This is a genomic window from Occallatibacter sp. (genome assembly GCF_036502485.1).
In the GTDB taxonomy this organism is placed as follows: domain Bacteria; phylum Acidobacteriota; class Terriglobia; order Terriglobales; family Acidobacteriaceae; genus Telmatobacter.
In genome coordinates this window covers 1-25,405 of sequence record NZ_DASXYM010000092.1, presented here as the reverse complement: position 1 = coordinate 25,405, position 25,405 = coordinate 1, and the positions used below count along the sequence as shown (strand labels likewise).

Below are 25,405 nucleotides of genomic sequence, written 5' to 3'. Positions count from 1 at the left end.
TTGATTTTTCGGCCGCGGATCTGTAACCGGGGAAAGGCAGTGCAGCACGATAGAATCGAATCATGATCAAAGGGATTTCCTTCATTCGCCCCACCGCGAATGGAAACAGTTATGAGCGATTGGCCGGGTTCTTTGCGGCGCTCGGATTCGAGCCTGGCCGTGGCTGGGCCGACGCTGGAGGAGGCGACGGGTCGTCGGCGCAGACCGCGGGTTCAAGCCGTGGGGCCTCGTTTGTCGCTCCCTTGGGAAATCTCGAGTTTGTGGACGGAGAACTACCGCAGCTAGCACCGGTCGCGATCGAAGTAGCCTCGTTGGATGCCGTGCACCAGGCCGTGACGCGGTGGGCCGGCGCCGAAGGCCTGGATCCGGGCGCAGCCATCTCAGACATAACCGGCACGCATTGGAAATCGCGCTGCTTCACAATCGAGATCGAGCCCGGGCAGGCATTTTCTTTCTGGGCGTGGGACGATCCGATGAAGGGTAAGCCCGCTGCCCTCGAAGGCGATTTGAGCGCCGCGGGAATGCGGTTTGCCATCGTCGTGGCGCGATGGAATGCGGTCATCACCGACAGGCTGCTCGAAGGCGCCATCGACGCGCTGGTGCGCAGCGGGGCGGCCCGCCACGACATCATGACGGTCCGTGTGCCCGGTGCATGGGAAATTCCCCAGGCGGCGCGCACTCTGGCAAATGAGGCTGCCCGTGGAACCGTGCAACTGGACGCCATCGTGACGCTCGGATGCCTGTTGCGCGGCGAAACCGCGCATTACGAAGCCATCTACAACGAGGTGTCCCGCGGAATTGGCCAGTCGCAGCAGGAGACCGGAATTCCGCATAGCTTTGGCGTGCTGACGTGCGAAACGCTGGAGCAGGCGCTGCATCGCGCCGGCATCAAGGCGGGCAACAAGGGATTTGAAGCCGCCACGGCCGCAATCGAAATGGTGAGCCTGCGGCGCAAGCTGCTGGCAGGAGCCGGCGCATGACGGCCGGTACGCGGCGCAAGTCCCGCGAGCTGGCCATGCAGATGCTGTTCCAGGCCGATTTGGGCAAGCAGACACCGGATGAGGTGCGGGCTACCTTCTGGAAGGCCGGTGACGACACAGTTGAGCCCGAGGTGAGGGGATTTGCCGAGGACTTGTTCCGCGTGGCCACCCTCAACCTCGAGAAGATCGACGACCTGATCGCCGCCAACGCCAAAAACTGGCGGCTGAAGCGCATGCCGGCCGTGGACCGCAATCTGCTGCGCATGGCCATTGGGGAGATGATCGGGTTCAAAGGAACGCCGTTTCCGATCGTCATCAATGAGGCGCTGGAGATCGGGCGACGCTACTCGGCGCCCGAGTCCATCAATTTTCTGAACGGCGTTCTCGACACCGTAGCACGCAGCTTGATCGGCAAGTAGCAGAGTCACAACGCGCACACTGCCGAGCGTCCTTGCAACTCCCCCCATCAAAGCGGCGTCCAACACGGAGAAGGCGAGGCAGCAGGCGGATGCAGCCCGAGGCGTCTGTCTGTAACTCCAGAGCGGTCTACCCAGCGATGTATAAGGGCTCATCTCCGCAGAGAACCAAAGCTGGCGGAGCGGGCGCCGGAGCAGTCTGAGTATCCGCTTTTGCCATTGGCTCTGCAATCGGCATTTTTGCGGTAAGATTGAGAGTCTTAAGAACGCACCCGGCATTCTTCGGGCACAACGAAGGGAGATCTCGTATGGCAGAGGAAAGCAGCAATATTAACGGGTTTGCATGGTTTTTGGCGGGCCTCGGCGTAGGCGCGCTGGCGGGCATTCTGTACGCCCCCAAAAGCGGACGCGAAACCCGGGAGGACCTCGCGAACAGCGCACGTGAAGGAAGCGAGTATCTGCGTACCCGCGGCCAACAGGTTGCGGATCAGGTCGGCACCATGGTCGACAAGAGCCGTGATCAGGTGGGCGAGTACGTGGACCGCGGCCGCGAAGTGATGGATCGCGGACGGGCCCAGTGGGAAGAGTTCGTGGAGCGCGGCAAGAGCCTGGTCGGCGAGCAGGGCCGCAAGGTCTCCGACGCGGTCGACGCAGGACGGCAGGCATTCCGTTCGGCGACCACAACAGGAGCTTCCACAGCCTCCAGCACCACCGGTTCGGGCACGGGCTATGGCGCCGGCGCTAGCGGTAGCGGTAGCGGCGCGTTCGGCTCCGGCTCGAGCAGCACCCCCACACCCACCACCGGCGGCAGCGGCGTCTAGCTTGCCTCCACGCAACACACTCCGTTGATGGATTTCGGACCCGGCCGACGGTGCCCCCAAGGCACGTTCGGCTGGGTCCTGTCCGTCGTAGACGCCACCGGAATCAGAACCTCGCCGCCCGGCCTGTGAGGCACATATGGAATCGCAACACCTGGACACCATTTTGATCTGGATGGTCGCTATCTACGGCGCCTCTGTGTTGGTCCATGTTATTGTGCTGCTCATCGGCGCCGTCGCAGCCAACAAAGCGGTAAAATCCGCTCGCCAGTACGCAGACGAGATGGACGCCCGCATTCGACCCGTCCTCGCCACCAGCCACGAGTTGCTGGAACAAACCAAGGCCCTGGTGACGCGGCTCGAACCCAAACTCGAGGCCGCGGCTGGCGACCTGGCCGAAATTACACGCATTGCGCGGGAAGAGACTACCCGCATTACCGCTTCGGCCGACGAGATTACCGAGCGCATCCGCCGCCAGGCAGAACGCATGGAAACCATGACAACCAGCGCGCTGGACGGCGTCGAGAAGGCCGGCCATATCCTCAACGTGGCGGTAAACACTCCGGTGAAACAGGTTTCCGGCTTCGTGGCGGCAGCCCGCGCGGTCGTCAATACCCTGCGTCAGCCCGCATCGCCGCGCCGGCGCCCGCCCACCGAAGAAGAAATCCGCGCCGAGCGGAAGCAGTACGTCTAGCGTCCCGGCCCAACTCATTTAAGCTGAGGGCGGAGTCCGACATGCGCTTTCGTGTTCCCCTGCTTTCCAGCGCCCTGTCCCTGTGCATCGTGAGCGCCGCCGCGCAGACGGCGGCCTCGGGCCATCTGCTGGTTCTTTCCAAACAGGATCACACCGTCGCCATCGTCGATCCGGCCACGCTGAAGGTGCTGGGCAAGGCGCCTGTGGGCGACGATCCGCACGAGGTCGTAGCCTCGCCTGACGGTAAAAGTGCTTACGTGTCGAACTACGGCGGCGGCCGGTTTCATACCATCACGGTCATCGACCTCGTGAACCTGAAGCCGGAGAACACCATCGATCTGAGTCCGCTGAAGGGACCGCATGGCCTCGATTTTGTCGATGGCAAGGTGTGGTTCACGGCTGAGGTGAACAAGTGTATCGGCAGATACGATCCCGCTGCCGGCAAAGTGGATTGGATTCTCGGCACCGGCCAGAATCGCACCCACATGCTGTATGTGTTCCCCGGAGCAAAACGGATTGTGACGACCAACGTGAACGCCGGAACGGTGAGCGTTCTCGATTTCGAAGAGGCCACGGGAGGCATGCCTCCCCCGCCGGGCGGCCCTGGCGGTCCGGGTGGTCCGGGCGGATCGGGTGGCTCTCCCGGAGGTCCACCTCCCCCCGGTTTTCCGCCGGGCGCGATTCTTCCCGCGGGGGGCGACTGGAACCCCACCGTGATTCCCGTGGGTATGCGCGATGAGGGGTTCGACGTTTCCCCCGACGGCAAAGAGGCATGGATTGCGAACGCCGGCGACGGCACCGTGTCCGTGCTCGACCTCAACGCGAAGAAGGTGACGGCCACTCTGGACGTGCATGTGAAATCGGCGAACCGGCTGAAATTTACTCCCGATGGAAGGCGTGCGCTGGTCTCAATGCTGGGAAACGGCGATCTCGTCGTGATCGATGCGGCATCGCACGATGTCGAGAAGCGCATTCCCATCGGGCGTGGCGCAGCCGGAATCGAAATGCAGCCCGACGGGACGCGCGCCTATGTGGCGTGCACGCCGGATAACTACGTGGCAGTCATCGATCTGAAGACGCTCACCGTGGTGGGGCACATTGACGCGGGCAGCGGGCCGGATGGCCTCGCATGGGTCCCCGGAAAATAATCCACGCACACACATATGTGATGGCGCTCACAGCGGAGCCTCCCGGCTTCCCCCATACTCATCACTGCAAACAGTACGGGCGCGTACTCCACCAGACCTGCCTCTGTTTTCGCAGGAACAATCGGCTGCAGCGACATGCACCGCCGGGATACCTCAAGTCTGAAGTCGATCTATGAAGAACCAAAGTTAACTGAAGCATTACGAAGTAGAGCTTTTTCCTGAGTTTTCAGAAAATAAATATCTAAGTAGATTAGTTTCAATTGGTTGACCGAAGCCACTCGGTGATCTGGCTCACATTTTTGCCCCCTCCACCCCCCACCCAGACAGGCCGATGGATCCCTTCAACGGACCCGCCCAAAATTGGGCCCTTCGCATGCGTGTTACTCATCAGCCAACCCCCTGCAGCATGAGGCGGTCCCGGCGTTCCGTCAAAACAGCACGCCACGTCACGACCGCGGACCGCCTCCGCACACAACTCTCAGTAGCTGTACACGCGAGCCTCCCAGCCGCTCAGATTCACACTTTGCCCCTGGGCCGCTGCGGCGCCGGGAACATTGCTTAGAACCAGCTTCACCGGCTTGATATCGCCGGGAATGGTGTAGTCGACGGGCTTCTCGCTCCAGTTCAGCAAAACCAGAAAGCGCTCCGCCGTCTTGCCTGGCGTTGAGAGCGTTCGAGTGTAGGCGTACACCTGCGGGTGCTCGGGATCGAGATCCTTGTAATCGCCGTACGTGAATGCAAGGCTCGAGTGGTGCAGCGCAATCGCACGCTGCACGTAGCGATACACCGAGTCAGCGCTCTGGACCTCCGCCTTCGCATTGATCGAAGTGTAGTTGGGATTGACCGGCAGCCACGGCTTGCCGGAGGCAGTCGTGAAGCCCCCATTCGCTGCCGAGGACCACTGCATCGGCGTGCGCGAGTTGTCGCGGCCAAAGCGAGCAGACTCCGCAATGAACTCCGCCTCCGGCATGCGTCCCGACTCCACGCGCTCCTTCCACGCGTTCTTCACTTCAATGTCGTTAAAGTCGTCAAGCTTGTGGAACGGATAGTTCGTCATCCCAAGCTCGTCCCCCTCGTAAATGTAAGGCGTGCCGCGAAGGGTCAGCAGCATCGTCTCGATCAGCTTGGCGGAGCGAACGCGGAACTCGTCTGTCGTGGTGTCGCCGAAGTTCGAGACGAGCCGCGGGTTGTCGTGATTCGAGAGGAAGACCGTATCCCAGTCTTCCTTGCCCAGCGCCGTGGCGTGCCGGTCGTAGATTGCCTTGAGCTCCGGGAGAGTCCACTTGCGCTCCGAATAGAACTCGCCGCGATTCACGCGCACCGCGTCGAAGTTAAAGATCATATTCAGTTCGTGGCGCCCGCTGCCCACAATCTTCGGCGTTTCCTTCAATGAAATGCCGATCGCCTCGCCGACCGTCATGGTGTCGTACTTCGATAGAACTTCCCGATTCATCTCCTGCAGATACTCGTCGCGATGCGGTCCGTTCGCCAGCACTTCCACCGCATTCCTGGGATCCAGATCGGGCAGCCCCACCGGCTTTGAGATCAGCGGGATCACATCCATGCGGAAACCATCCACGCCCTTGTCGAGCCAGAATTTCATCAGGGAGTAGACGTCTTCGCGCACCTTGGGATTCTCCCAATTCAGATCCGGCTGTTTCACTGCGAACAGGTGCAGATAAAACTGCTTGGTGATGTCATCCCACTGCCACGCCGAGCCGGAAAAGAAGCTATGCCAGTTGTTCGGCGGTAGAGGGTGTTCCGGATCAGAGGCATTGGGCTTGCCGTCGCGCCAGAAGTAGTAATCGCGATACGGATTGTCCTTCGACTTGCGGCTTTCGACAAACCACCGGTGCTCGTCAGAAGAGTGATTCACAACCAGGTCGACGATCAGCTTCATATGACGAGCCTTGATGGCCGCCAGCATGCGATCGAAATCCGCCATCGTCCCGAACTCTTTCATCACCTTGCGATAGTCCCGGATATCGTAGCCGTTATCGGCATTCGGCGAGTCGTAGTGCGGCGAAAGCCAGATCACATTCACGCCGAGCTTCTTCAGATAATCAAGGTGCTGCGTAATCCCGTTCAGGTCGCCAATGCCGTCGCCGTTCGAATCGGCAAACGAGCGCGGATAAATCTGGTAGACAACCGCTTCCTTCCACCACGCCGGCGCATAGCCGTTGATGAGTTGGGAAGCCGCCTTCGCGGTGTTGACGCCGGACTGAGATGCAGCGGGCTGCTGAGCGGCTCCGGAACTGCACACCAGTGCGGCCAGGAGCGTTGCTATTTTGAGAAACGAGAGGGTGTGATGCGGGCAAGGTACATCAGGTGTCGCAGGCATGGCTGTCTTGTCTCCGCTCCCTATCCTACCGCCGCGCGGCGCGTGCGTAGGCGACGGCGGTGCCCATGAAAAAGCGCGGGAGACTCGAGTCTCCCGCGCGTGTCTGCCTGGCGTTCCGTTGCCGTGATTGCTGAGGGGCGCCACCTGGCTTCCGCAGGCGCCCCACGTTTCTACTGCAGGGTTAATTCGATTACCTGGATCGAGTAGCCCGGCATGCTGTGCTTGAGGTGCGAGCCCTGTACCGGCACAGCGCTCTCCACCGGCACAATGGCCTTCGGTTGCGTGATGCTGTTGGTGGCTTGCGTATCCTTGGCGCTGAGACTTACCAGCTTTGCTGAGGACGCGAGCTTCGCGCCCGCAAAGTCAATATCGACCATCTGCGCCGTGGAAGAGCCGTTGACCAGCTTGAGATAAAGCTTCTTCTTCGCCGCGCTGCCGGTGATGGAGTAGAAGAACTTGTCGCCTGCGCCATCCACCTTCGAGGCCAGCGTGTGATCGCCCAGGTATGAGCCGAACATCACCTGCGCATAGTAGGCGGGCGAGCCGTAGCTGCTGGCCGCATCGTAGCCAATCAGGTCGGTCTCCCACTGCATGCCGCCAGGGTTCACGTTCACCAGCAGCGGAGCGTACGAGGCCATCACAACCACATCGCTGTTGCGCTCCAGACCCGTCATCCAGGCCGCATCGCCCAGAGCGGCGCCCATGTTGGGCGTCGGCAGACCCTCGCGCGTGGCCCACTCGCCCACGAAAATCTTGGGCCCCTTGCGGTCGGCGCGGTCGTAGTGGCCGTTATCCCACTTCATGGTGGAAGGCGAGCCCTCCCGGCTGGCGTCGTAGTGAGTCGCGTCTTTGAAGTTTTGCGTGGCGCGCACATAGTAGTGCTCGTCAAGCACGTCCGGCTTGCTGCTCGTGACGGGGGCAGTCGCGATCAACAGCAGGTTGGGATACTTTTCTTTGATGGCTTTGGCGAACTGTGCATAGCGGCCGTCGTAGCTGCCAGAGCGGTCGAACCACTCCTCGTTCCCGATCTCCACATAAGTCAGCTTGAACGCCTCGGGATGTCCGTCCTTGGCGCGCTGGGCGCCCCACTTGGTGTCCGGTCCGCCGCTGACGTATTCGATCTCGTCGAGCGCGTCCTGCACGTAGGGCTCAAGATCCGCGCCGGGATTCACGTGCTCGCCATGCAGCGAGTAGCCCGCATACACCGCAAGCAACGGATCCATGTGCAGGTCCTCGCACCACTCCAGGAACTCAAGCAGCCCCATTCCGTCCGTTGACCAGTAATTCCAGGGACTGCGGTGCCCGGGCCGATCAACGCGCGGACCGATGGTCTTCTTCCAGTCGAAGCGCTCCTTGATGGTGTCGCCCTCCACGTAGTTGCCGCCTGGAAAGCGCAGGAACGTCGGATGCATGGCGGCCATCTTCTCCATCAGATCGGCGCGGAATCCGCTCGGCCGATTGTGGTACGTGGGCGGGAACAGCGAGACAAGTTGCAGCCAGAGCGTACCCGCGTGTCCCACGGAGACGGTGAGGTGATTCGTGGAACTCGCCTCAATCGCGCCGGTCTTCAGCGTGAAGGTGTACTGCTTCCAATCGGTGCCCACGCTCTCCACCTTTGCGGTTGCGAGGGTGCGGCCGGTCTGATCCGCAACCAGGCTCACCGTCACCGGGCCCATGTCGGCGGCGCCCGCCTTGGCGTAGAACGAGCCTTTGTACTCGGTGTTCGGCCTGACGCCGAATCCCCACCAGCCGGTGTTTATAACGCCGGCCTGGTTCTGCGCGTCCGCCTGCTTCACTTCCAGCTTGATGCTGGAATTGAGCGCCTCGCTGGGGCCCGTCGAGGCGTCATGGCGCATGGAAGCCGAGGCGTTGCCCTGCTCAAGGAGGTACCAGTAGAGAATGCCGCTCCAGTCGCCGCGAAAGGTCGCGTTGCGAACCATATCGGCGTAGAGGCCGCCTTCGTAGGAGTAATTGATCTCCTCCGTCATGAGGCCGTAGAGGCGGGAACTGACGGGCGTGGTCGGCTGGTCCGGATGGATCGTGAGAGTAACGGGATGCTGCCCGATAGCAGCGAGGGTAGCGACGGCGAGCGACGCGCACGCGAGTGTGCGCGTAAACGCTTTCTTTGACATGCGGAGAAACCCCTGTTCAAGACTCGGAAGGAGTATATCGCACAGGCTCGGACAACGCCTGATGCCCCCGCGAGGAAGAAAAGCCCCCGCAGTCAACGACGCCGGTTGAACACCTTACCCCAGTTCACGATGACGCGCGCCTGAAATTGAGCGGCTGGATCGGTGTTCAGAGTGAGCTGCTCGCAGGCAATCTCGATCTGTCCTCGGGGGAAGGGAATGATGCCCCCAATTTCCGTGCCGATGCTCTGGTCTCCGCCTGAGATCTCATGCAGCATTCCTAGAAACACGGCATAGCCGCGATCGCCCACCGTGCGCGTGTAGTCGAACGCTTCCTGATAATCGGTGCGCGGATTCCCCGCGGAGACACCGACAGCGCCCGTGAGCGAAAATTGCGCGACCACCTGGTTCTTGCCCCAGGTGTATTGCGGCAGAAGCACAGCGCCGGCGCGGCCCCCCTGAACGTCGCGTACAAATGCGGTCCCCCACGGAGCCGCGGTCAATACCAGCCCGTCTTTGTCCATCAGCTTCCAGCGGAGCGCGAAATCGAGCCGGTTCCCGAAATGAGTGGTGCGGTGGCTTCCCGGCGCCTCGGAGTCCAGGACGTTGGCGAGCACGCTGGCATCGCCATGTAGCCAGGTCGGCGCCACGGTAACAACAGCGGGTGCGTAGTGTCCGTCCTCGAGGTAAAGGTAGCCGAGCTCTGTTTCCACACAGCCAGAGCAGATGGGCGGGCTGAACGCGAAAGAGGCGCCGAAGTCTGAGACCGTTGAATTGAGCGCCTGCGCCAGCGTCGGCGCTTGCTTCTGTGTCACCCCGCTCTGCGCCAGAAAGGCCGCGGCAAAAACCGCCACAAGCAGCCGCAGAAACGAGCGGGGCGCCCTTCTGGTTGAGCCGATGGCTTTTCCTCTCACAGCACAACTGTATCGCGGCCCTGCTAAGTCTGAAGCGAAGGGGCCTAAACAGTAACTGCAAAAGATCTGCTGGGGGGCAGCAATACTTAAAAGATCCAGCCGCCGCCTACGACTTCATCGCCGTCGTAAAACACGGCGGACTGACCGGGCGTGATGGCGCGCTGCGGCTCATCAAAGGTGGCTTGCACCTCTGCGCCATCTCCGGACTCCGCCGCACGCAGCGCCTCCAGCATGGCCCAGGCGGGTTCGTGCCGATGGCGGATCTTGATCTTCACACGCATCGGCGCGGTCAGTTCGGGAATACTGATCCAGTTCACGCGATTGGCGCGCAGCCTGCGCGAGGCAAGTTCTTCATCGGCTCCCACCGTGACACGATGACTCGCTGGGTCGATCTGCAGGACATAGAGCGGCGACGGGGAGGCCACCTTGAGTCCCTTGCGCTGGCCCACGGTAAAACCGGAGATGCTCTCGTGGCGGCCCAGCACGCGGCCATCGCTGGCTACGAGTTCGCCGCTCGTGTCAGGCATGTCGCGGCCCTGCTCTTCCAGATACGCAGTGAGGAACTGCTTGTAGTCGCCGCCGGGAATGAAGCAAATCTCCTGCGAATCCGGCTTCTCGGCAAGCGCCAGGCCGTGCTGCCGCGCCACTTCCCGCACCTCTGGCTTGGTCATGTTTCCGAGTGGGAAGAGTGTGTGGGAGAGCTGCTCCTGGGTCAGACCGAAGAGAAAGTAGGTCTGGTCCTTGGCCAGGTCAGCGGGCCGCTTGAGAATCCAGCGCTTGCGCGCGGGATCGTACTCGTTGATCGCGTAGTGCCCTGTGGCGATACGGCTGGCGCCAATGGAGCGCGCCGTCTTCAGCAACTGGTCGAACTTGAGGTGGTTGTTGCAGAGGGAGCAGGGAATTGGCGTGCGGCCGTTCAGATATTCGTCCACAAATGGACGAACGACATCCTGCTCAAAGCGCTCTTCCTGGTTCACCACGTAATAAGGGATTTCGAGATGCTCGGCAACGCGGCGCGCATCGTAGACGTCGTCGAGAGAGCAGCAGCGGCCCGCCTTGGGAGCCTCAGGGATGCCGTGCTTGCCGGCCAGCCGAGTCTGATCCCACAGCTGCAGCGTGAGGCCCACCACCGACGCGCCCGGGCCGGAGAGCTGCCGGGCGAGGATCGCCGCAACGGTCGACGAGTCGACTCCTCCCGACATGGCTACGGCGATGGTTTCACTGTGGGGCATTCTTCTATTCGATGCGAACCGGGCCGAGAGGACTCCGCGGACCAGGGGTTTCCAGGCTCAGTGTGCCTGGCCCAGCCGGGCGGGATCCGGGTACTCAATGTGCCCTATGTGGTAGTTTACGGCGGTTTGCTCCAGAGCGTACTTCTGCACGGCCACAGAGGCCACGCTGGGGACCGTGATCAGGATACGGTCTGGGCCAGTGGACTCGAACGAGGGCAGCAGATCGTCGGATGAGCCTGGAACGTACCGGAACACCATCGCACGGCTCCGGAACCATCGCCGGCCTGAAGCACCGGCCTCACGGCGCGAGGCGTATACCGTGACAGCTTCCTGTCTGGAGAAAAGGTCGCAGGTGGTGTGCTCGATCTCAAGATCCCAGCCAGAGACGTTGCTCAGACTGCCTCGCTTCTCCGAGGTGCAGGCCCATGCGGTGAGCGGATTCAGACCGCGGGAGGCACTGCTGTAAAGGCCGGCTGCCAGCGGAACAGCGGCGGCTCCGCATAGCCCAACAGCAATGTAGAGGGCCTTACGGGTCCATTTGCTGCTCGGACGTCCGATGCGGCGCGCGATGACGGCCATAGATCAGCCCCGGGTGCCGGCCTCAACCGGCGACACGGACCGCAGATGCTGGACGGCTTGTGGAACCACCGAGAGAACGTGGTCCACATCTGCGTCCGTGGCGGTTTTCAGCAAACTGAAGCGCAGGCTGGCGCGCGCGCGTGTTTTGTCCAGGCCCATGGCCATCAGGACGTGGCTTGGCTCGGTGGCGCCGGAGTGACAGGCCGATCCGCCCGAAACGGCCACTCCCTTGAGATCGAGCGCGATGACCAGCGCCTCGCCTTCCACGTGGTCGAACCAGATGTTGGTGGTGTTCGCGGCACGGGCCACAGGATTTCCGTCACAGCCCATGCCATTGACGCCGCTGCCGGGGAGCTGGAGAATTTCGCGTTCCAGGCGGTCGCGCAGAGCCGCAACCCGTTCGATGGTGCCGTCTTCCAGGCTCTTCATGGCCAGTTCCGCTGCCTTACCCATCCCCACAATACCGGCCACATTTTCAGTACCGGCCCGGCGGCGCCGTTCATGGCTACCGCCCACGAGGAGGCTTTCGACAGGCGTGCCGCGGCGGACATACATCGCGCCGATGCCCTTTGGCGCGTGCATCTTGTGGCCGCTGATGGAGAGCAGGTGGCAGCCGATCTTCCGCACATCGATGCAGATCTTTCCCGCCGCCTGCACGGCATCAATATGGAAGAAGGCGCCCACTTCGGCTGCAATCTTGCCGATTTGCTCGACCGGCTGAATCACGCCGGTCTCATTGTTGGCGAGCATCACGCTGATCAGGCGAGTCTGCGGCCGCAGCGCTTCGCGGATGGCGGCGGGGTCAATCAGGCCGCTCGCCAGAGGCGCTACATAGGTGACCTCAACCCCGCGTTCGGCCACTCTCTGGGCCGCCTGCAGAACTGCCGAGTGCTCAATGGCCGTGGTGATGAAATGATCTCCGGGCCGAAGCAGACCGAAGATGGCGGTGTTGTCGCCCTCCGTACCGCCGGAGTTGAAGACCACCTCTGCATCATGGCAGTTGAAAAACTCGGCGAGCGTCTCCCGCGCCTGATCGACGCCCCGGCGGGCCTGCTGCCCGTGCAAATGGATCGACGAAGCATTGCCGAAGTGCTCCATCCAATAAGGGTGCATGGCCTGCACCACTTGCGGAAGAAGTGGAGTCGTGGCGTTCGCGTCCATATAGACCCGGGTGAGACGCGGATCTGTAGGGATGACCGGCATGTCTTCAGCCTAGCAGGTAATCAACACACGTTGCGAGCGGCGTGAACGCGCGAAGCGCTTCTTCTGTGGCTCCAGTCGCTTACAGACTCGAGTACCCAGCTCGCGTCACCGAGGTAACACAATCAGGTGGAGATCAACAGGGTACCTGCCCTGCGCCAAACCTGCCGATTTTCATAGGTAAAACATTGATGTAGCGCAAACATGGCTGTAAGCTAAAGAGCAGGTTACCCTCCCCTCTGTGCGACTGAACACCTGCTTGATTTCCCCTTGCCTTGGAAAGCTGAGGTCATACATATGCAATGTTCCCGTTGTTCTCATCATGAATTGCGTTCGTCGCGATTCAGACTCGGTGATGTACCGTTTCTGGTCTTGCTCCGCCTGCCCGTTCGCTGCCTGATCTGCTTTCATCGGCAGCATCAGTTCATGAGTAACGTCAAGAAGCATGCGAAGGTGCACACCGCCGGAGAAAGAGCAGCCTAAGATCGGCACTCGTTGCCCTTTCATCCACGAGGGCAGCGAGTTCCGATATCACCTCACCACCGCAGGAAAAATACCTTCCTGGTTCTCCAGTCAAAGATGAGTGGGGACTTCGGTATACCTCGGTGTGTTCCCTCTAGTTAAATCAACCTCCTGTGCCACTAAATCCCGCCTTGCCTGTTCCGGTGACCGTTTCATTCCTTTGCGTGCCGCGGGCGAACGCGCGTCTGCTACATTTCCGTCACGCAGCGAAAGCCGGTCCTGCTCCCGAGTAGCGGACCCGATGCAGTCACACACGTCGTCTTCCCGTGCTGAATCGGGTGACCGAAGGCTTCTGCGTGGAGGAGATCCGATGCAGATCTATCGCCGTTCTGCGAGCCGCGCGCTCGCACTGCTTATACTTGCCTCGCTACCGGCCGTGACGTTTGCGCAGAGCGCGGACAGCAAGCCGGCCAAGCCCGCTGTTGGCGCCGCCCAGCCCCCCGCACAGATTTATGGAAAGCTGCTTTCCGGCATGGAGAAGGAGTTCGTAGACTTGGCAGAAGCCATGCCTGAGGACAAGTACAGTTTTGTGCCAAGCCAGGGGGAATTCGCGAAGGTGCGCTCATTTGGCGACCAGGTGAAGCATGTAGCGGATGCCAACTGGTACTTCTACGGCGGTCCCGACATCACCGAGGAGCAACTCAAGACCAAGAGCGACGCAATCGGGAAACTGACCACAAAAGCAGACATCGTGCAGGCTCTCAAGGATTCTTTCAAGCAGGCGCATAGCCTCGTGGACGGGATCACGGCCGAAAACGCGTTCATCACCACCGCACACGGCACGCGCGCCGGAATGGCCTCATTCGGGCTGGCGCACCTGATGGATCACTATGGGCAACTGGTCGTTTACTTGCGCATGAACGGGATTGTGCCCCCGGCGAGCCGCGGCGGCAACATGTAGGTCTGGCGCGAACCGAGGAGGGCGGCGAGGCTACTCGTCCTCCTCGGAATCCGAGAGAGAAATCCCGAAATCGGTATTTTGAACCGAGTTTTCTGCGTTCTGAAGCCGCACAAGCGTCTGGCGATAGAACCACGCAGCGGCCAATCCGCCCGCCAATGCCGATGCGGCAGCCACGGCACCTACCTTGATCCAGGCCGGCAGGTTCTGGCTGGGGTGAGCGGGGCTCGCGGATGTGCCTGAATCGAAATCTGTTGGTTCAGCTTCCATCAGCTTGGGTTTCTCCTTTCAGGGTGTCCTTGGATTTGGACGTCCAGACGGCGTAGAGGACGCAAAACAAATAAATCCTCAAAATATCGATTTCTGTATTTGCTTTTCCCTGCATCTATAGTAATGTGTAGTTATTCCGGTGGTGAGGACGGCCGTTCCGCCATCTTCTCTACCGGAAGTAGTTTGCGTCACTGGCCTCCCGGCACGAACAGCTCGACCGTTCGTGCCGTCTTTTTTTGCTCAAAACAGGGTTCGACATCCGAGATGCTCTCTTCAAACCCCCATGGCGCGCCCGGTGGGTCGCCGGTTGATGGCAGCCGCTCACCCCGGAAGTTTGCCTTCGTCTACAATCCACATATAGAGAGAGCCCGCCGATGAAAAAGCTGCTGAACGCACGCCCACTCCTCGCCCTTGCTGCCGCCATGTTCACCGCTGTCAGCTATGCGCAGTGGGCTAACCCTGCCGACGATGTGCCGGCGTACCATCCGTCGGCGCCCCTGAAGGTAAGCACGCTTCCACCCATCATCGCGGGCGACAAGCTGACCGGTGAAAACTTCCGCTATCCGTGGCAGGTGCATGTCTACCAGCAGGCCGCCAAGGCCAGCAACGTGATCTATCAGCTTCCCTGCAACTGCCGATGTGACCGCGCCCTGGGACATACCAGCCTGCGGAGCTGCTTTGAGACGCTGCACGGCACCGAGTGCTCTACCTGCGCCAAGGAAGGCGTTTACGCCTACCAGCAGACCAAGCTCGGCAAGACGCCTGCACAAATCCGGGCCGGCATTGCGAAACACGACTACGAGTCGATCGACCTCGAAAAACAGTGACCATCGGCCGCACAGTCAGTACAGCCGCGCTGATCGGTGTGCTTAGTATCTCGATCTGCGCCATCGGGGTGGAGGCCTTTTACCTGCACTGGCTTCGTGGAGTCGTTGCTGGCGGTGACAGGGACTTGCTCCAGACTGCCCCCGAAACTCTCGATCGCGAGTTGCGCGGAGCTTTGGTCTCAGGCACCCCCGAATCGAGCGTGGAAACGGTTCTGCGCGAGCGTCGAGTGCATTTTAGGTACGATCCGGGCAGGCATGTGATCCGAGCTGAGGCTCGCCACCTGAAGGGAAGCAGCCCATTTGCAGAGACCGGGCTGTATGTATGGTTCTTCCTGGACCCTGAGACAAACCTTGAAAGGGTCGAGTCGCGCGTGACGCACAACCGCTCCAAAGTGCCTTTCAGGATAGAATAGGACAGCAGCACGGCCCACCGGCCCGGCTCGCACCGAACCTCCTGTCCGCATCATCCAATAGACAGGTCGTAAATGGGGGCGTCACGGTTTCGACGGGATCGATTGCGGCACAGGAGGCATGTCGGGGTGTGGGCACCCGTAATCGCTCGCAAAACAAAAGTTGCCAACAACAATCTGGCACTTGCTGCTTAATTAACTAAGTAGCCGTCCTTCTCGGCTTCGCCTGTGGGCTGAGAAAGGGCGTCGCACAGCAGGCTGGTTGGGGCGGCTCGGTCCGGGCGGCTTCCAGCGAGATCAATCGGACTAGCTTTCGGCGCATCTTGTCCGTTCTGAGTGCCGGAGGCGAAAACATGCGGAACCGGACAAAGCATGAACGCTCCTGGCTGACAGCGATTTCGGACGCGGGTTCGACTCCCGCCGCCTCCACCATACTTAAGATTTTTATTTTCTTACACTTACCAATCATGGCCTAAAAGTCGGGTCGTTTTTGTGACCGTTTTGTACCCGTTTTGTACCAGGGACACAAAGCCTCCCGATTTTTTGACCCATTTCAGCGTTCGAGCAAAACTCCAGCTGAAGTGGGAGGCCCTCATGGATTCGTTCGTCTTCACCCGTCACTCTTCCGACTGCAAATTCAAACGTGACCGGTTCTGCAACCGCTGCAACTGCCCCAAGTGGGTCGAAGGCAGGTTTAACCATGAGCGCTTCCGGAAGAGTGCCTCGACCAGGGTTTGGGGCGAGGCCGAACAGTTCCGCGAAAAACTGGAAGAGGCTCTGTCGAGAGGGCTACCGCTAGACGGTCTTCACGCGGACCCGATCACGGCACCTGCCGCTCCGCCCTCACCTCTTCGCGCCTCGGCGGCTCAACCGCAGTCTACGGCCACCGCCTCCGTTCCGATTTCGCCGGGACCGGCCGCAGCCCCACCTGAGGTGAATGCGCCCTCCACATCTCAAAGCGGTACCCAGTCCGCCGGTCAGCCTATCGTCGTCTCTTCGAGCTGGCTGATATTCGAGGGCTCGATGGCGAGCTGAAGCGTTGCCATCCCCACATGTTCCGCGACACCTTTGCGGTCGAGATGTTGCTCGCCGGAGTTCCCATCGATCAGGTCTCGATACTCCTCGGGCACTCTTCGGTGAAGATCACGGAGCGACACTACGCTCCCTTCGTGAAGGCACGGCAGGTCCAACTCCAGAAGAGCGTGCGCAACGCGTGGAAGGTCGGCGAGCCCGCAGGTCAGGGACCAAACAACCATCCGCCGAAAACCGCACGCCCCACCAGCAAACAAAAGGGGTGGGGGCTGATCGACAACACGAGACGGAAAATCCGGACGGCGTGACCGTCACTGGACGAGGAGGCCGGAATATCCCGCCATGCGGATCTGAAAGGTGGCGTGAACCTGTTCCCAGTACTTGTCGAGGATATGGAAGACGCGTTCGTCCTCATGCTCGTTGAAGATCAGCATGCGAATCCACGAGCGCAGCAGCATTGACTCGATCACGTCCTCTGGTATGCCTACCTGTCCGCAGTGAAAAATGGCGTGATTTATCTCGTCGATAACAACGGCATTCTCGCGTTCTCCTTCCACACCGGGAGCAGGCGGTTTGCCGAACCAGCTTCCGTCGGTCGCCCGAGCCGCTTCGATCTTCGCGATTAGCTTCTCGACCGCTGCGCCCGTCGAAACCGGAAGGCGCTGCTCCGGCAGGTCGTCACGGAGCTGGTTCAGCACGTTCCTGACGGAAGCGCGATCGACATAGTCGAAGCGGTGGTGATCGGTCGGCTCCCACTCACTGTCCGCGGCTCTGCTGCGTCTTACGACAACGTCCAGCCACGATTCACGGAAGATCTGTTCCACCGCGAACGAACTGATCCCCTGCTCGTGCGCGGAAAGCACGGCAATCCCAAACTCCGACGCAGCGAATCGTCTCTGCCGGCCGATCGCGGATCGGCCGGACTCGTGATGCAGGCGGAAGCAAAGATCGATGAGCCGGCCCTCCATTGCCGTCCGCCGATGGTATTCCTGGAGCAGACGGTCCCACTCCTTGAGTTCCTTCGCGCTCCAATCGTCCCGATTCTCGCTGGTCACAAAATCACCGGTCTTCTCGAATGCGTAAATAAAATCGGGGCTCGCTTTTTCTCTTCGGAACTTGGCGAGCATTTCGGCGCGCCATGCGGTCTCGCGAGCCTCCGCATCCCGGCGTAGCGCTTCGTCGGTTTCAGGGCCTCGAGTTGAGTCCGAAGAATCGACAGTCCGTGCTCTGAACTTGTCTTTCAACTGGATAGCCTCCGAAAGAATCGTTCCCCATGCCCTTGCACTGAATTCTATTTTCTTCCAATCTCGCCTACCCAGGCGAGCCAGCACCGCTCTGCCGGGCCCCGCGCGCCGGAACGTTCGCGTCAGCCGTCGCCTCCTTTTCTTCCATGCAATCGATCAATTTGACCGAATTTCCAACTCGAACTCCAGCTACTTTGTGCAGGTCTGATGAATCCGCCGATTCCATCAGCGTTCTCGGCGGTTCGTCATGGCCCGATCAGCGTTATCCGACCCAGGAGAGATGCCACATGGATTTCCAACACGCTCTTAATGGTCCAGAAACCTTGCAGAAACCGGTGGGGTTGCAGGCACTCGAAAGACACTACACCGTGGCCCAGTTGTCAAAGCTCTGGTTTTTCAGCGAAAGCACGATTCGACGCCTGTTTATCAAGGAGCCGGGAGTCATCAAGATCGCTCACCAGCCGACGAGAGTGAGGAGAGGCTACACCTCTTTGAGAATCCCCGAGCGGATCGCCCAACGCGTCCATCGGCGTCTGCAGAGTATCTCCTGATCGGTGATTTCCCAGCTACATGAACGCTTGCATCCCCGAATTTGACTGAATCTTGAAGCCGCCTCATGCTGACTCGGCATTCGAGGAGGCTCAGGTGAAGGGACGCACAGGGTATTTCATGATCGCGTTATTGCTGACGCTTCTTAATGCGGTCGCGACGGTGTACTACGGCGTAGCGATCTGGAAGGCTTGGCCAGGAGACATTTGGGGGCGCGGAATCTTGGTTTTCCTTGCCGTATTAGGGGCCACATCGGTCGCCAATGTTTGGGTTCAGGCCGTCCTTGGATCAAACCGTTCGCGTTGTGGTCGGACGATTGAGCCCGGACATGGTGTGACGCCGATTCCAGCGGAAGCACGAGGGAGTGGCAATGTTTGAGTCGATCACCGATCTTGCCGACAAACTGGCCGCGACGGGGTACTTCATCGATCCAGTTATGATCCAGGTGGTGTTTCTTGCGGCCAAGCTGCAGAAGCCACTGTTGCTTGAAGGGCCTGCAGGCTCAGGCAAGACCCAGCTAGCCATTTCAGTCGCAGCGGCAGCAGGCACGCACGTCGAGCGGCTCCAGTGTTACCGCGGAGTGACCGAGGACAAGGCAATCGGCCGCTTCGACGAGGGCCTGCAGCGGCTCTACATGGAGTTCTCGAAAGGCCAGCACGAAAACTGGCAGACCGTCCAAGCAAACCTCAAGGGGCGCGACTTTTTTCGGCCCGGTCCCCTAATGCGCGCGCTCGAATGCGAGTCGCCCTGCGTACTGCTCATTGACGAGTTAGACAAGGTCGACGATGGTTTTGAAGCCATGCTGCTGGAAATCCTTTCCGCATGGCAACTTTCGATTCCGGAATTCGGCACGGTTGCGGCAAAGAGCATACCGTTTGTCGTGCTCACGAGCAACGAGGAGCGCCGCTTAGCAGACCCGATACGCCGGCGCAGCCTCTATCTGCGTGTCGAGCACCCCGCGCCTGAGCGCGAGGCCGAGATCATTGCCAGCCGCACGCCGAAGGCCGATCAGAGCTTCCATCGCGAGGTGGCCGGAATAGCGCTCTCCTTCCGTAACTACTCACTCGAAAAGCCGCCATCGGTCTCGGAAATGATCGATTTTGCGAACGCATTGCAGCTGCTCGGAACAGACCACGTCACCGCCGAGCTGCGCGATGTTCTTTTGCCCTTCCTTGCCAAGACCGAAAAAGACCGCAGGCACCTCCTGCTCCGCGAAGGATTCAAGAGCCTGCTTGACGACGGTGCACGGTTCGCGCAAGGTCTTGGGCTTCACGGAGGGATAAGTTCATGAGGCGATGGCCGCTCCTGCTATTGTTCGCGTTTCCCCGGTTCGGCTTTGGACAGGCCGATCCTGCGCCGGCGGCGGCCTTGGTTCGCCAATATGCGGCACACTATCGCGTGCCTCCGGAGTTAATCGCCGCGTTAATCGACGTAGAGTCGCGATGGAATCCAAGGGCAGTTTCAGATAAGGGGGCGATGGGGCTAATGCAACTCATGCCGGCGACTGCCAAACGATTCGGCGCCTTCGACCCGTTCAATACCGAACAGAACATCGCGGCAGGCACGCGTTACGTGACGGCTCTGATGTGGGAGTTCCACGGCGATCTGCGTCTGGTGAGCGCAGCCTACTATGCAGGCGACCGCGGCATTGCGGGAGAGCAACTGGATTATCGCAATCCGGATGTTGTGGCCTACGTGCAGGCGGTCCGAAGGCAGTACATGTTTCGCAAGCATCAGGCCATGAGGCCGCCGAGGAGGTCAACCCAATGAAACTTCGCTGGATCATCCCTGTCGCATTCCTCATCCCGCTGCGCCTTAGCGCGACGGACACTCCAGTTGGAGCGCGTGTTGCCACAATCACGATCAATCCGAGAGAGATCACCGTTCTGCATTTGCGGCCGGAGTTTGAGTCGACGATCCGCATGCCGGAGGAGATCACATCCGTCATTCTCGGAAGTACCGGCGAGTTCAAAGCCGAGCACAACGAGGGCGAGCCGGAGTACGTTTACGTCAAGCCCATCACCAAAGAGGCAGCTCAATCGAATTTGCTGATTGCGACGAAATCAGGTCAGCACGTGACGCTGGAGTTGGTCAGCGATGGCGCTGGTCTTGCGAACCAATCCCAGCCGGTTGACTTCCTGATCGAGTACAGGGCCTCGCGGAGCTTCCTGATTGCTGATGATTCCCCCACCCCGGCGATGCCAAGTCGACCCGGCAAGCAACCGGATCATGACACGGGTGCCGGGGAAGCGAGCTCAGGTTTCGTACCACTTTCGAGTCTCGACGAGGAGTTCAAGCAGCAACAAAAAATCAATGCTCCGAAATGGACGAAGTGGCAGGACAAGCAGATTGAGACATCGATTGGGGACATGCGGCAGCTAATCAACGACTCGGTGATCTCCTATTCCATCCTGAACAGCTCGAATGAACCGGTCGAGATCGTTCCGCCTCAGATTCAGATCACCGGACGCCAAGCGGCAAAGAAGAAAAAGAAGGAAGGCAAAGGCATCATCTCGGACCAGTTGGAGATCCGCGACTACAGATTGAGCACGACCCGCCTTGAACCAGGTGAGCGCGCTGACGGCGTGGTTGTGTTCGATCGGCCGAATTTCAAGGAATCGACGGAAAAGCTGTTCTTGCAAATCGCGCAGGCAGACCAGGTAGATCGTCCCGTCCTGATCCGACTGCCATTCACCCCACCCATCTCGGGCGATGGCAAGTAGAGAGGAGAAGTGAAAGGTTATGAGTGTCACCGACCACAACGGGAATGGAAACGGCGGCTTGCCGACGTCAGTGGTGGATTCCGCAGGGCCGATACTTGAGCATCCCTCGACGCAGGGTCTCAATGGCAACCCGGAGCCCGCTCCGAAGTTCGCGACCCGAGCTGACGTCAAGGGAGTCGAAGGAATCAGCAAGAGCAAGCTGATTCTTCTTGGCAGCGGACTGGCCGTTGCCGTCCTCTTCTTTGTCTTTACGGCTATCGTCGCCAAATCGCCGAGGAAGCCGACTCCAGTGAAACAGCGATCTCAGTATCAGCAAGCAAAACAAGAGCAAGTGACCCCCTTCAAAAGCAGCGTGACGCCGCTGATGGACGCCCCGCGCACGCCAGCGCCGGACAACACGACCGGTCAACTTGGGCCAAGCGACATTCGGCGCACACGCACGCTAAATGGTGGCGAAACCACCAAGCCATTCGCCGGCAAGCCTCCTGTCGCTAGTTCTCTGGGAGCAGTGCCTTCCTTCGCAGACACACAGCAGAAGTGGGAAGATCCGGCTCCCCACGGCGGGGCTCTGCCGGCCGAGACACCGCAAACGCAGCAGAACATTTTGAAGGAGCCATCGCTCATCTTCGTGCGGAGCCTGGCACAGAACCAGGCCAGTTCAGCTCCGACAGTCAATCCTGAGGACGATGGCGCATCAAGACTGGAACTTACGCCGGGAACCCGCATTCAAGCCAAGCTCGAGACCCAGATATCGAGCGCTGTGCAGGCCCCCGTGGTAGCCGTCGTCGAATACTCATACGCCATTGGGGATAGAATCATTGTTCCTGCCGGGGCGCGCGTGTACGGTCAGCTTCAGCAAGCCGATCGAAGCGGGCTCGTCAGCGTGAAATTCGACGAGATTGAATTGCTCGATGGCGCTCGGGAGAAGATCGACGCGATTGGAACCGGGCTCGATCTCGGGCCGATCAAGGGAAATGTCTACGGGAAGAACACAGGCAAGAACTTTCTGGTGCGCGCTGCTTCCGGGATTGGTTCGGTTCTAGCCGAGGTGGCGGGCAACAATTCGAGTGCCGCGTTTTCCGAGGACGACCTGCTCAGGGAGCGGTTGGCCGAGAATATTGGCACGGCGGGCGATTCCGAAGTCATGAGCGTCAATGCCAACAGTCGCGTGGTCGTTTCCGTTCCCGCCGACACAAAGATCTACGTCGTGTTCACCAAACATGAACGTCCGCCTTCCGAGCTTCACAAAGTCGCTCCGTCGGTCCAGTAAGGCGCAGCATATCACACACTTTTCTCCCGGCCCCATCCTGTGCGCCAGGGCACTTTTGTGTGCGGTGAGCATGTGGCATGAGCGCTTGCCTGCGTGGGTCGAAGTTGCCTTGCAACGCGTCTTCGGTGCGGACTACGATGCATAGTTCTTCCCGGTGATGCAATGACCGCTTGGGTCAAGATCGGTCCCAATGACCCACCGTGCGGTTGAGCAATCTTCGCTCCCGAAACCCCAAAATGCAGTTTGAGCAAAGATCTGTCCCGATGTCCCAAAGTGCGGATTGGGGAAAGATCGGTCCCATTGACCCAATTCGCGAATTGAGCAAAGATCGATCCCGGTGCCCCATCGTGCGGATGGGCAAAGATCGATCCCGATGTCCCATCGTGTGGATGAGCAAGGATTGATCCCGATGCCTCAATGTGCGGATGGGTAAAGATCGATCCCGATGTCCCATCGTGTGGATGAGCAAGGATTGATCCCGATGCCTCAATGTGCGGATGGGTAAAGATCGATCCCGGTGCCCCATCGTGCGGATGGGCAAAGATCGGTCCGGATGACCCAGTGTGTGGTTGAGCCATCTTCGTTCCCGATTGCTCAATTCGGAAATGAGCAAAGATCGTTCCCGATGTCCCAAAGTGTGTTTGGGCAATAATCGGTCCCGCCGGCTTGATCGCCGCATCGGCACTTGTGAGGTCTGTTTTGGAAAATCGATCCGCAGAGGTAGCGGCTTCCGCGAAGGATTCGTCCTCCCCAGTGTCGATCGAACGGCTCTTTCAACTATCAAGGGATAAGGCGGAATTTCCCGCAGCGCCTGCAAACGTAGGTGTGCTCCCAATTCCAGTAGAGGCGGGGATAGACCTCTCGATTGTAGCGAGCAATCTTACGGAAGCTGAGAATCATACCCACAATGCAAATGAGGCCGGAGCAGACAAGAAATCCAATTGGACCCTCCACATCCCCAAGAGAGCCGGGATTGCGAGCAATCGCGCGCAGGCCTGCGGATCCCCAGAAAACGGTAAAGAAAATTCCAAAACCCCAGAGGAAAAGCGGACGCGTATACCTACGAAGAACCGGAGGCTTAACGGCCTGGGCGGAGAAGGACTGGGTCTCCCCGGAATGGAACTTGGTGGAGTAGGTGTGTGTTCCCTGTTGATAGAGGACGGGCGCAGCCACGATGTTCGCGGTACCGCATTGGTCGCATTGATACGGGTTCAGCTGCGAAACGGATGCCATGCCGTTGTCCATAACCTGGCGACAGCAACGTGGCCCGATCGATCAGAAGACAACGGTGAGGATCGAGGGGTTTCAGCGCATCCTGGGAGACCCGATCTATGGAGAGATCCTCTGGCGCGTCGCGCGAACGCGGCTGGCAAGTGCCATCCCGAATGCACAATTGCAGGCGGATGTTGCCGAGGCAATGGAGCGGGCCTCCCGTGGAGTCAGCAAGGCACACACCCTGGCGCAGGAGATTGGCGAGACATCGTTCATTGCCATCGTCGACAGGTTGCGGATCGAGTCCATTACCACTATCCCCAGACTGGAAATGCTGAAAACTCTGGTGGCCGAGCTTGAAAAGGAGGCGTCCAGAACTGCTGCCTAACGCCGAATCTTTCACCTCGGACCTAAGGGAGGGCATATGCGCAATGTATTGATGATTAGGCGTGAGCCGGGTCTGGTTTCGATTCCTGTCGAGAGCGCCGTCTACTGCGATAACTGCGAAACAGTCTCGACTTCATCTGGGCGGCGCTGCGGACTCTGCGGATCGGAGGAGATAGCTCGATTGGCTCCCCCGGTTCAAAGTCCGTGGGACCCGAGCCCGGCTCCAGCTGCGGTTTTGGACGCATAACATCTGCGGGGGCACGTCCAAATGGGCGTTTTTCGGTATCTAACATCGGGCGCTTACGAAAGGAGGAGGAGGCAGTCTAGAACCCGTACTTCTCCCTTCGTAGCTCAAAGGCTCTTTTTCCGCCTTCCATCACGGACGTAATCGTCTCTCGAACCGGCTCACAATCAATTGATCCCACCGGAGAGATGAGGCCGGCTGAATTGTCATTTTGGTCCCGGTATTTGAAGCATGCCACTAATTCAGAGTCCCCATTTACAACAATGTTTGCGTTGTGACTAACGAATATGAGTTGGCGGAGGCTCTTCGTGGTCATTATCCGTTCCGACACGCTCTGGATCTGCTCGTTGTCCAGGTCCTCCTCAGGTTGATCGATGAGAAGTGGTGCGCCGTCCTGCGACAAAAGCGTCTCAAGCAGACATGTCGCTTGCTGCCCCGGGGATGCTGATATGAACGGGACGAAATTCTCGGCGCCATCTGCCGTGATGCCGCGCTTAAATTCGAATTCAATTCTGTCGTGAATATTGAAGAATCTGTTCTTTTCGAGCGTATCTTGTTGAAGTCCCTTACGAAGCGACTCGATGTTTGCATAGGTGAAACCGGCCGCAGAGAGAATGGGCGCCGAAGGCAGCGTCGCAGCTTCGCGGCTTGCAACGAGTGTATCGAGTTCGGCAACAAGCCCTTGCCACTTCGTTACTGGATTCTTGGCTTCGGTAACAACAGAACTTAGGTCGGAAATCTTTTGCTCGCTGTCTTTAACGTTCCTACCTTCGATTATTTCCGTGATGGCCGCCCGAATTTCTCGCCCGTCTCCGAGACGAACGAGAACAGGACGAAAGCCATGTTGTGCCTGCTCAAAAATCTGGCCGCATTGCTTTTCTAGAATGTCTCCTCTCACTTTCAAAGACGCCAAGAGGTGCGTCGTTGGGCCATCCCCCTGCTCGGATAGGGCTGCGTCCAGCGTTGTCCTCTCCGTTTCCAATGCGATCTGTGCAGCTTCCGAGTCTTTTAGTTGCTTATTCAGACTTTGAATCTCGTCTAGCTGCTTTTTATTCTTCGCACTCTCTGCGATGCACGCCTGATATGCAGCCGTGTGTTGCGAAATCGTGGCTTCCAGGGCGGCTAGGGATTTTTGTTGCTCGGGATTAAGCCACTGACCGTCCGATGCCTCCTCAATTAACTGTGTCAACATGGCTAGGGTCTTTGAGCGGAATTGGTTTGCTGCGCTAGCCACTTCAGTCATCTCCGCGACGTGGGGAAGTGTCTGGGTTGGGACAATTTCTTGCAATGACTGCGCCCGACCGCGCGCGTCGACAAGCGTCTTGCGGAGTTCGGATGCCAGGTCTTCCGACCTCCGTTTCCATTG

General features: G+C 59.6%; 24 protein-coding genes and 1 other RNA gene. 16 read left to right on the top strand and 9 right to left on the bottom strand.

The annotated features are described in order from the left end of the window. Positions 1 to 62: 62 nt before the first annotated feature. From ribH to VGL22_RS13170, 5 genes are all read left to right on the top strand, one after another. A complete protein-coding gene (gene ribH / locus VGL22_RS13190) occupies positions 63 to 980 on the top strand; it encodes a 6,7-dimethyl-8-ribityllumazine synthase (protein ID WP_465267395.1) in 918 nt (305 codons plus the stop codon). Beyond that, positions 977 to 1,399 carry a transcription antitermination factor NusB gene (gene nusB, locus VGL22_RS13185; RefSeq protein ID WP_465267394.1) on the top strand — a complete coding sequence of 141 codons (423 nt, stop codon included), beginning with the start codon at positions 977 to 979 and terminating at the stop codon, positions 1,397 to 1,399. Before ribH ends, nusB begins: the two co-directional genes overlap by 4 nt. A gap of 305 nt (positions 1,400 to 1,704) precedes the next feature. Then, positions 1,705 to 2,217: a YtxH domain-containing protein gene (locus VGL22_RS13180; protein ID WP_465267393.1), complete on the top strand. Its 513-nt coding sequence runs from the start codon at positions 1,705 to 1,707 to the stop codon at positions 2,215 to 2,217. A gap of 136 nt (positions 2,218 to 2,353) precedes the next feature. Next, the gene (locus VGL22_RS13175) at positions 2,354 to 2,908 is read left to right on the top strand and encodes a hypothetical protein (protein WP_465267392.1); all 555 of its coding nucleotides are present in this window, start codon (positions 2,354 to 2,356) and stop codon (positions 2,906 to 2,908) included. A gap of 41 nt (positions 2,909 to 2,949) precedes the next feature. Continuing rightward, on the top strand, positions 2,950 to 4,056 hold the full coding sequence (locus VGL22_RS13170; RefSeq protein WP_465267391.1) for a YncE family protein: 1,107 nt from the start codon (positions 2,950 to 2,952) through the stop codon (positions 4,054 to 4,056). Positions 4,057 to 4,534: 478 nt separating this feature from the next. Here the strand turns inward: VGL22_RS13170 and VGL22_RS13165 are convergent, their stop codons facing one another. The 6 genes from VGL22_RS13165 to VGL22_RS13140 form a co-directional block, all read right to left on the bottom strand. Continuing rightward, complete coding sequence (locus VGL22_RS13165) at positions 4,535 to 6,397, bottom strand: glycoside hydrolase family 13 protein (protein WP_465267390.1); 1,863 nt, start codon at positions 6,395 to 6,397, stop codon at positions 4,535 to 4,537. A 170-nt stretch (positions 6,398 to 6,567) separates the two neighbouring features. Beyond that, complete coding sequence (locus VGL22_RS13160; RefSeq protein WP_465267389.1) at positions 6,568 to 8,529, bottom strand: alpha-L-arabinofuranosidase C-terminal domain-containing protein; 1,962 nt, start codon at positions 8,527 to 8,529, stop codon at positions 6,568 to 6,570. A 92-nt stretch (positions 8,530 to 8,621) separates the two neighbouring features. After that, positions 8,622 to 9,341, bottom strand: a complete 720-nt coding sequence (locus VGL22_RS13155; protein WP_465267388.1) for a hypothetical protein — start codon at positions 9,339 to 9,341, stop codon at positions 8,622 to 8,624. 185 nt (positions 9,342 to 9,526) lie between these two features. Beyond that, positions 9,527 to 10,717 carry a tRNA 2-thiouridine(34) synthase MnmA gene (gene mnmA, locus VGL22_RS13150; protein WP_465267400.1) on the bottom strand — a complete coding sequence of 397 codons (1,191 nt, stop codon included), beginning with the start codon at positions 10,715 to 10,717 and terminating at the stop codon, positions 9,527 to 9,529. A 12-nt stretch (positions 10,718 to 10,729) separates the two neighbouring features. Further along, entirely contained in the window at positions 10,730 to 11,251 is a 522-nt protein-coding gene (locus tag VGL22_RS13145; RefSeq protein ID WP_465267387.1) for a hypothetical protein, read from the bottom strand. Positions 11,252 to 11,254: 3 nt separating this feature from the next. Next, positions 11,255 to 12,454: a cysteine desulfurase family protein gene (locus VGL22_RS13140; RefSeq protein ID WP_465267386.1), complete on the bottom strand. Its 1,200-nt coding sequence runs from the start codon at positions 12,452 to 12,454 to the stop codon at positions 11,255 to 11,257. An 829-nt stretch (positions 12,455 to 13,283) separates the two neighbouring features. Between VGL22_RS13140 and VGL22_RS13135 the strand changes: the two genes are divergently transcribed. Further along, complete coding sequence (locus VGL22_RS13135) at positions 13,284 to 13,874, top strand: DinB family protein (RefSeq protein ID WP_465267385.1); 591 nt, start codon at positions 13,284 to 13,286, stop codon at positions 13,872 to 13,874. A 30-nt stretch (positions 13,875 to 13,904) separates the two neighbouring features. On the opposite strand, the gene VGL22_RS13130 is transcribed toward VGL22_RS13135, so the two are convergent. Further along, a complete protein-coding gene (locus VGL22_RS13130) occupies positions 13,905 to 14,141 on the bottom strand; it encodes a hypothetical protein (RefSeq protein ID WP_465267384.1) in 237 nt (78 codons plus the stop codon). A 374-nt stretch (positions 14,142 to 14,515) separates the two neighbouring features. Here VGL22_RS13130 and VGL22_RS13125 point away from each other — a divergent pair, with 374 nt between their 5' ends. The 4 genes from VGL22_RS13125 to VGL22_RS13110 all read left to right on the top strand — a co-directional run bounded on the left by VGL22_RS13125 (position 14,516) and on the right by VGL22_RS13110 (position 16,718). Beyond that, complete coding sequence (locus VGL22_RS13125; RefSeq protein ID WP_465267383.1) at positions 14,516 to 14,968, top strand: PCYCGC motif-containing (lipo)protein; 453 nt, start codon at positions 14,516 to 14,518, stop codon at positions 14,966 to 14,968. Next, positions 14,965 to 15,381 (top strand): hypothetical protein, encoded by a 417-nt coding sequence (locus tag VGL22_RS13120; RefSeq protein WP_465267382.1) that lies wholly within the window; start codon positions 14,965 to 14,967, stop codon positions 15,379 to 15,381. The genes VGL22_RS13125 and VGL22_RS13120 overlap by 4 nt, the downstream gene beginning before the upstream one ends. Before the next feature lie 74 nt (positions 15,382 to 15,455). Continuing rightward, positions 15,456 to 15,810: a transfer-messenger RNA gene (gene ssrA / locus VGL22_RS13115) on the top strand. A 518-nt stretch (positions 15,811 to 16,328) separates the two neighbouring features. Further along, complete coding sequence (locus tag VGL22_RS13110) at positions 16,329 to 16,718, top strand: tyrosine-type recombinase/integrase (RefSeq protein WP_465267399.1); 390 nt, start codon at positions 16,329 to 16,331, stop codon at positions 16,716 to 16,718. 3 nt (positions 16,719 to 16,721) lie between these two features. On the opposite strand, the gene VGL22_RS13105 is transcribed toward VGL22_RS13110, so the two are convergent. Further along, the gene (locus VGL22_RS13105; RefSeq protein ID WP_465267381.1) at positions 16,722 to 17,654 is read right to left on the bottom strand and encodes a hypothetical protein; all 933 of its coding nucleotides are present in this window, start codon (positions 17,652 to 17,654) and stop codon (positions 16,722 to 16,724) included. Positions 17,655 to 17,941: 287 nt separating this feature from the next. Between VGL22_RS13105 and VGL22_RS13100 the strand changes: the two genes are divergently transcribed. The 6 genes from VGL22_RS13100 (at position 17,942) to VGL22_RS13075 (ending at position 23,796) form a co-directional block, all read left to right on the top strand. Further along, positions 17,942 to 18,205, top strand: coding sequence for a hypothetical protein (locus VGL22_RS13100; protein WP_465267380.1), 264 nt, complete (start codon positions 17,942 to 17,944; stop codon positions 18,203 to 18,205). A gap of 434 nt (positions 18,206 to 18,639) precedes the next feature. Continuing rightward, positions 18,640 to 19,494 (top strand): AAA family ATPase, encoded by an 855-nt coding sequence (locus tag VGL22_RS13095; protein ID WP_465267379.1) that lies wholly within the window; start codon positions 18,640 to 18,642, stop codon positions 19,492 to 19,494. After that, a complete protein-coding gene (locus VGL22_RS13090) occupies positions 19,491 to 19,973 on the top strand; it encodes a lytic transglycosylase domain-containing protein (protein ID WP_465267378.1) in 483 nt (160 codons plus the stop codon). Before VGL22_RS13095 ends, VGL22_RS13090 begins: the two co-directional genes overlap by 4 nt. A 152-nt stretch (positions 19,974 to 20,125) precedes the next feature. Further along, the gene (locus VGL22_RS13085) at positions 20,126 to 20,926 is read left to right on the top strand and encodes a hypothetical protein (RefSeq protein ID WP_465267377.1); all 801 of its coding nucleotides are present in this window, start codon (positions 20,126 to 20,128) and stop codon (positions 20,924 to 20,926) included. Positions 20,927 to 20,945: 19 nt separating this feature from the next. Continuing rightward, positions 20,946 to 22,196 carry a TrbI/VirB10 family protein gene (locus tag VGL22_RS13080; RefSeq protein WP_465267376.1) on the top strand — a complete coding sequence of 417 codons (1,251 nt, stop codon included), beginning with the start codon at positions 20,946 to 20,948 and terminating at the stop codon, positions 22,194 to 22,196. 1,231 nt (positions 22,197 to 23,427) lie between these two features. Next, entirely contained in the window at positions 23,428 to 23,796 is a 369-nt protein-coding gene (locus VGL22_RS13075) for a hypothetical protein (RefSeq protein WP_465267375.1), read from the top strand. A 322-nt stretch (positions 23,797 to 24,118) separates the two neighbouring features. Here VGL22_RS13075 and VGL22_RS13070 read toward each other — a convergent pair. Next, a partial coding sequence (locus tag VGL22_RS13070) for a hypothetical protein (RefSeq protein ID WP_465267374.1) occupies positions 24,119 to 25,405 on the bottom strand: 1,287 nt, incomplete at its 5' end.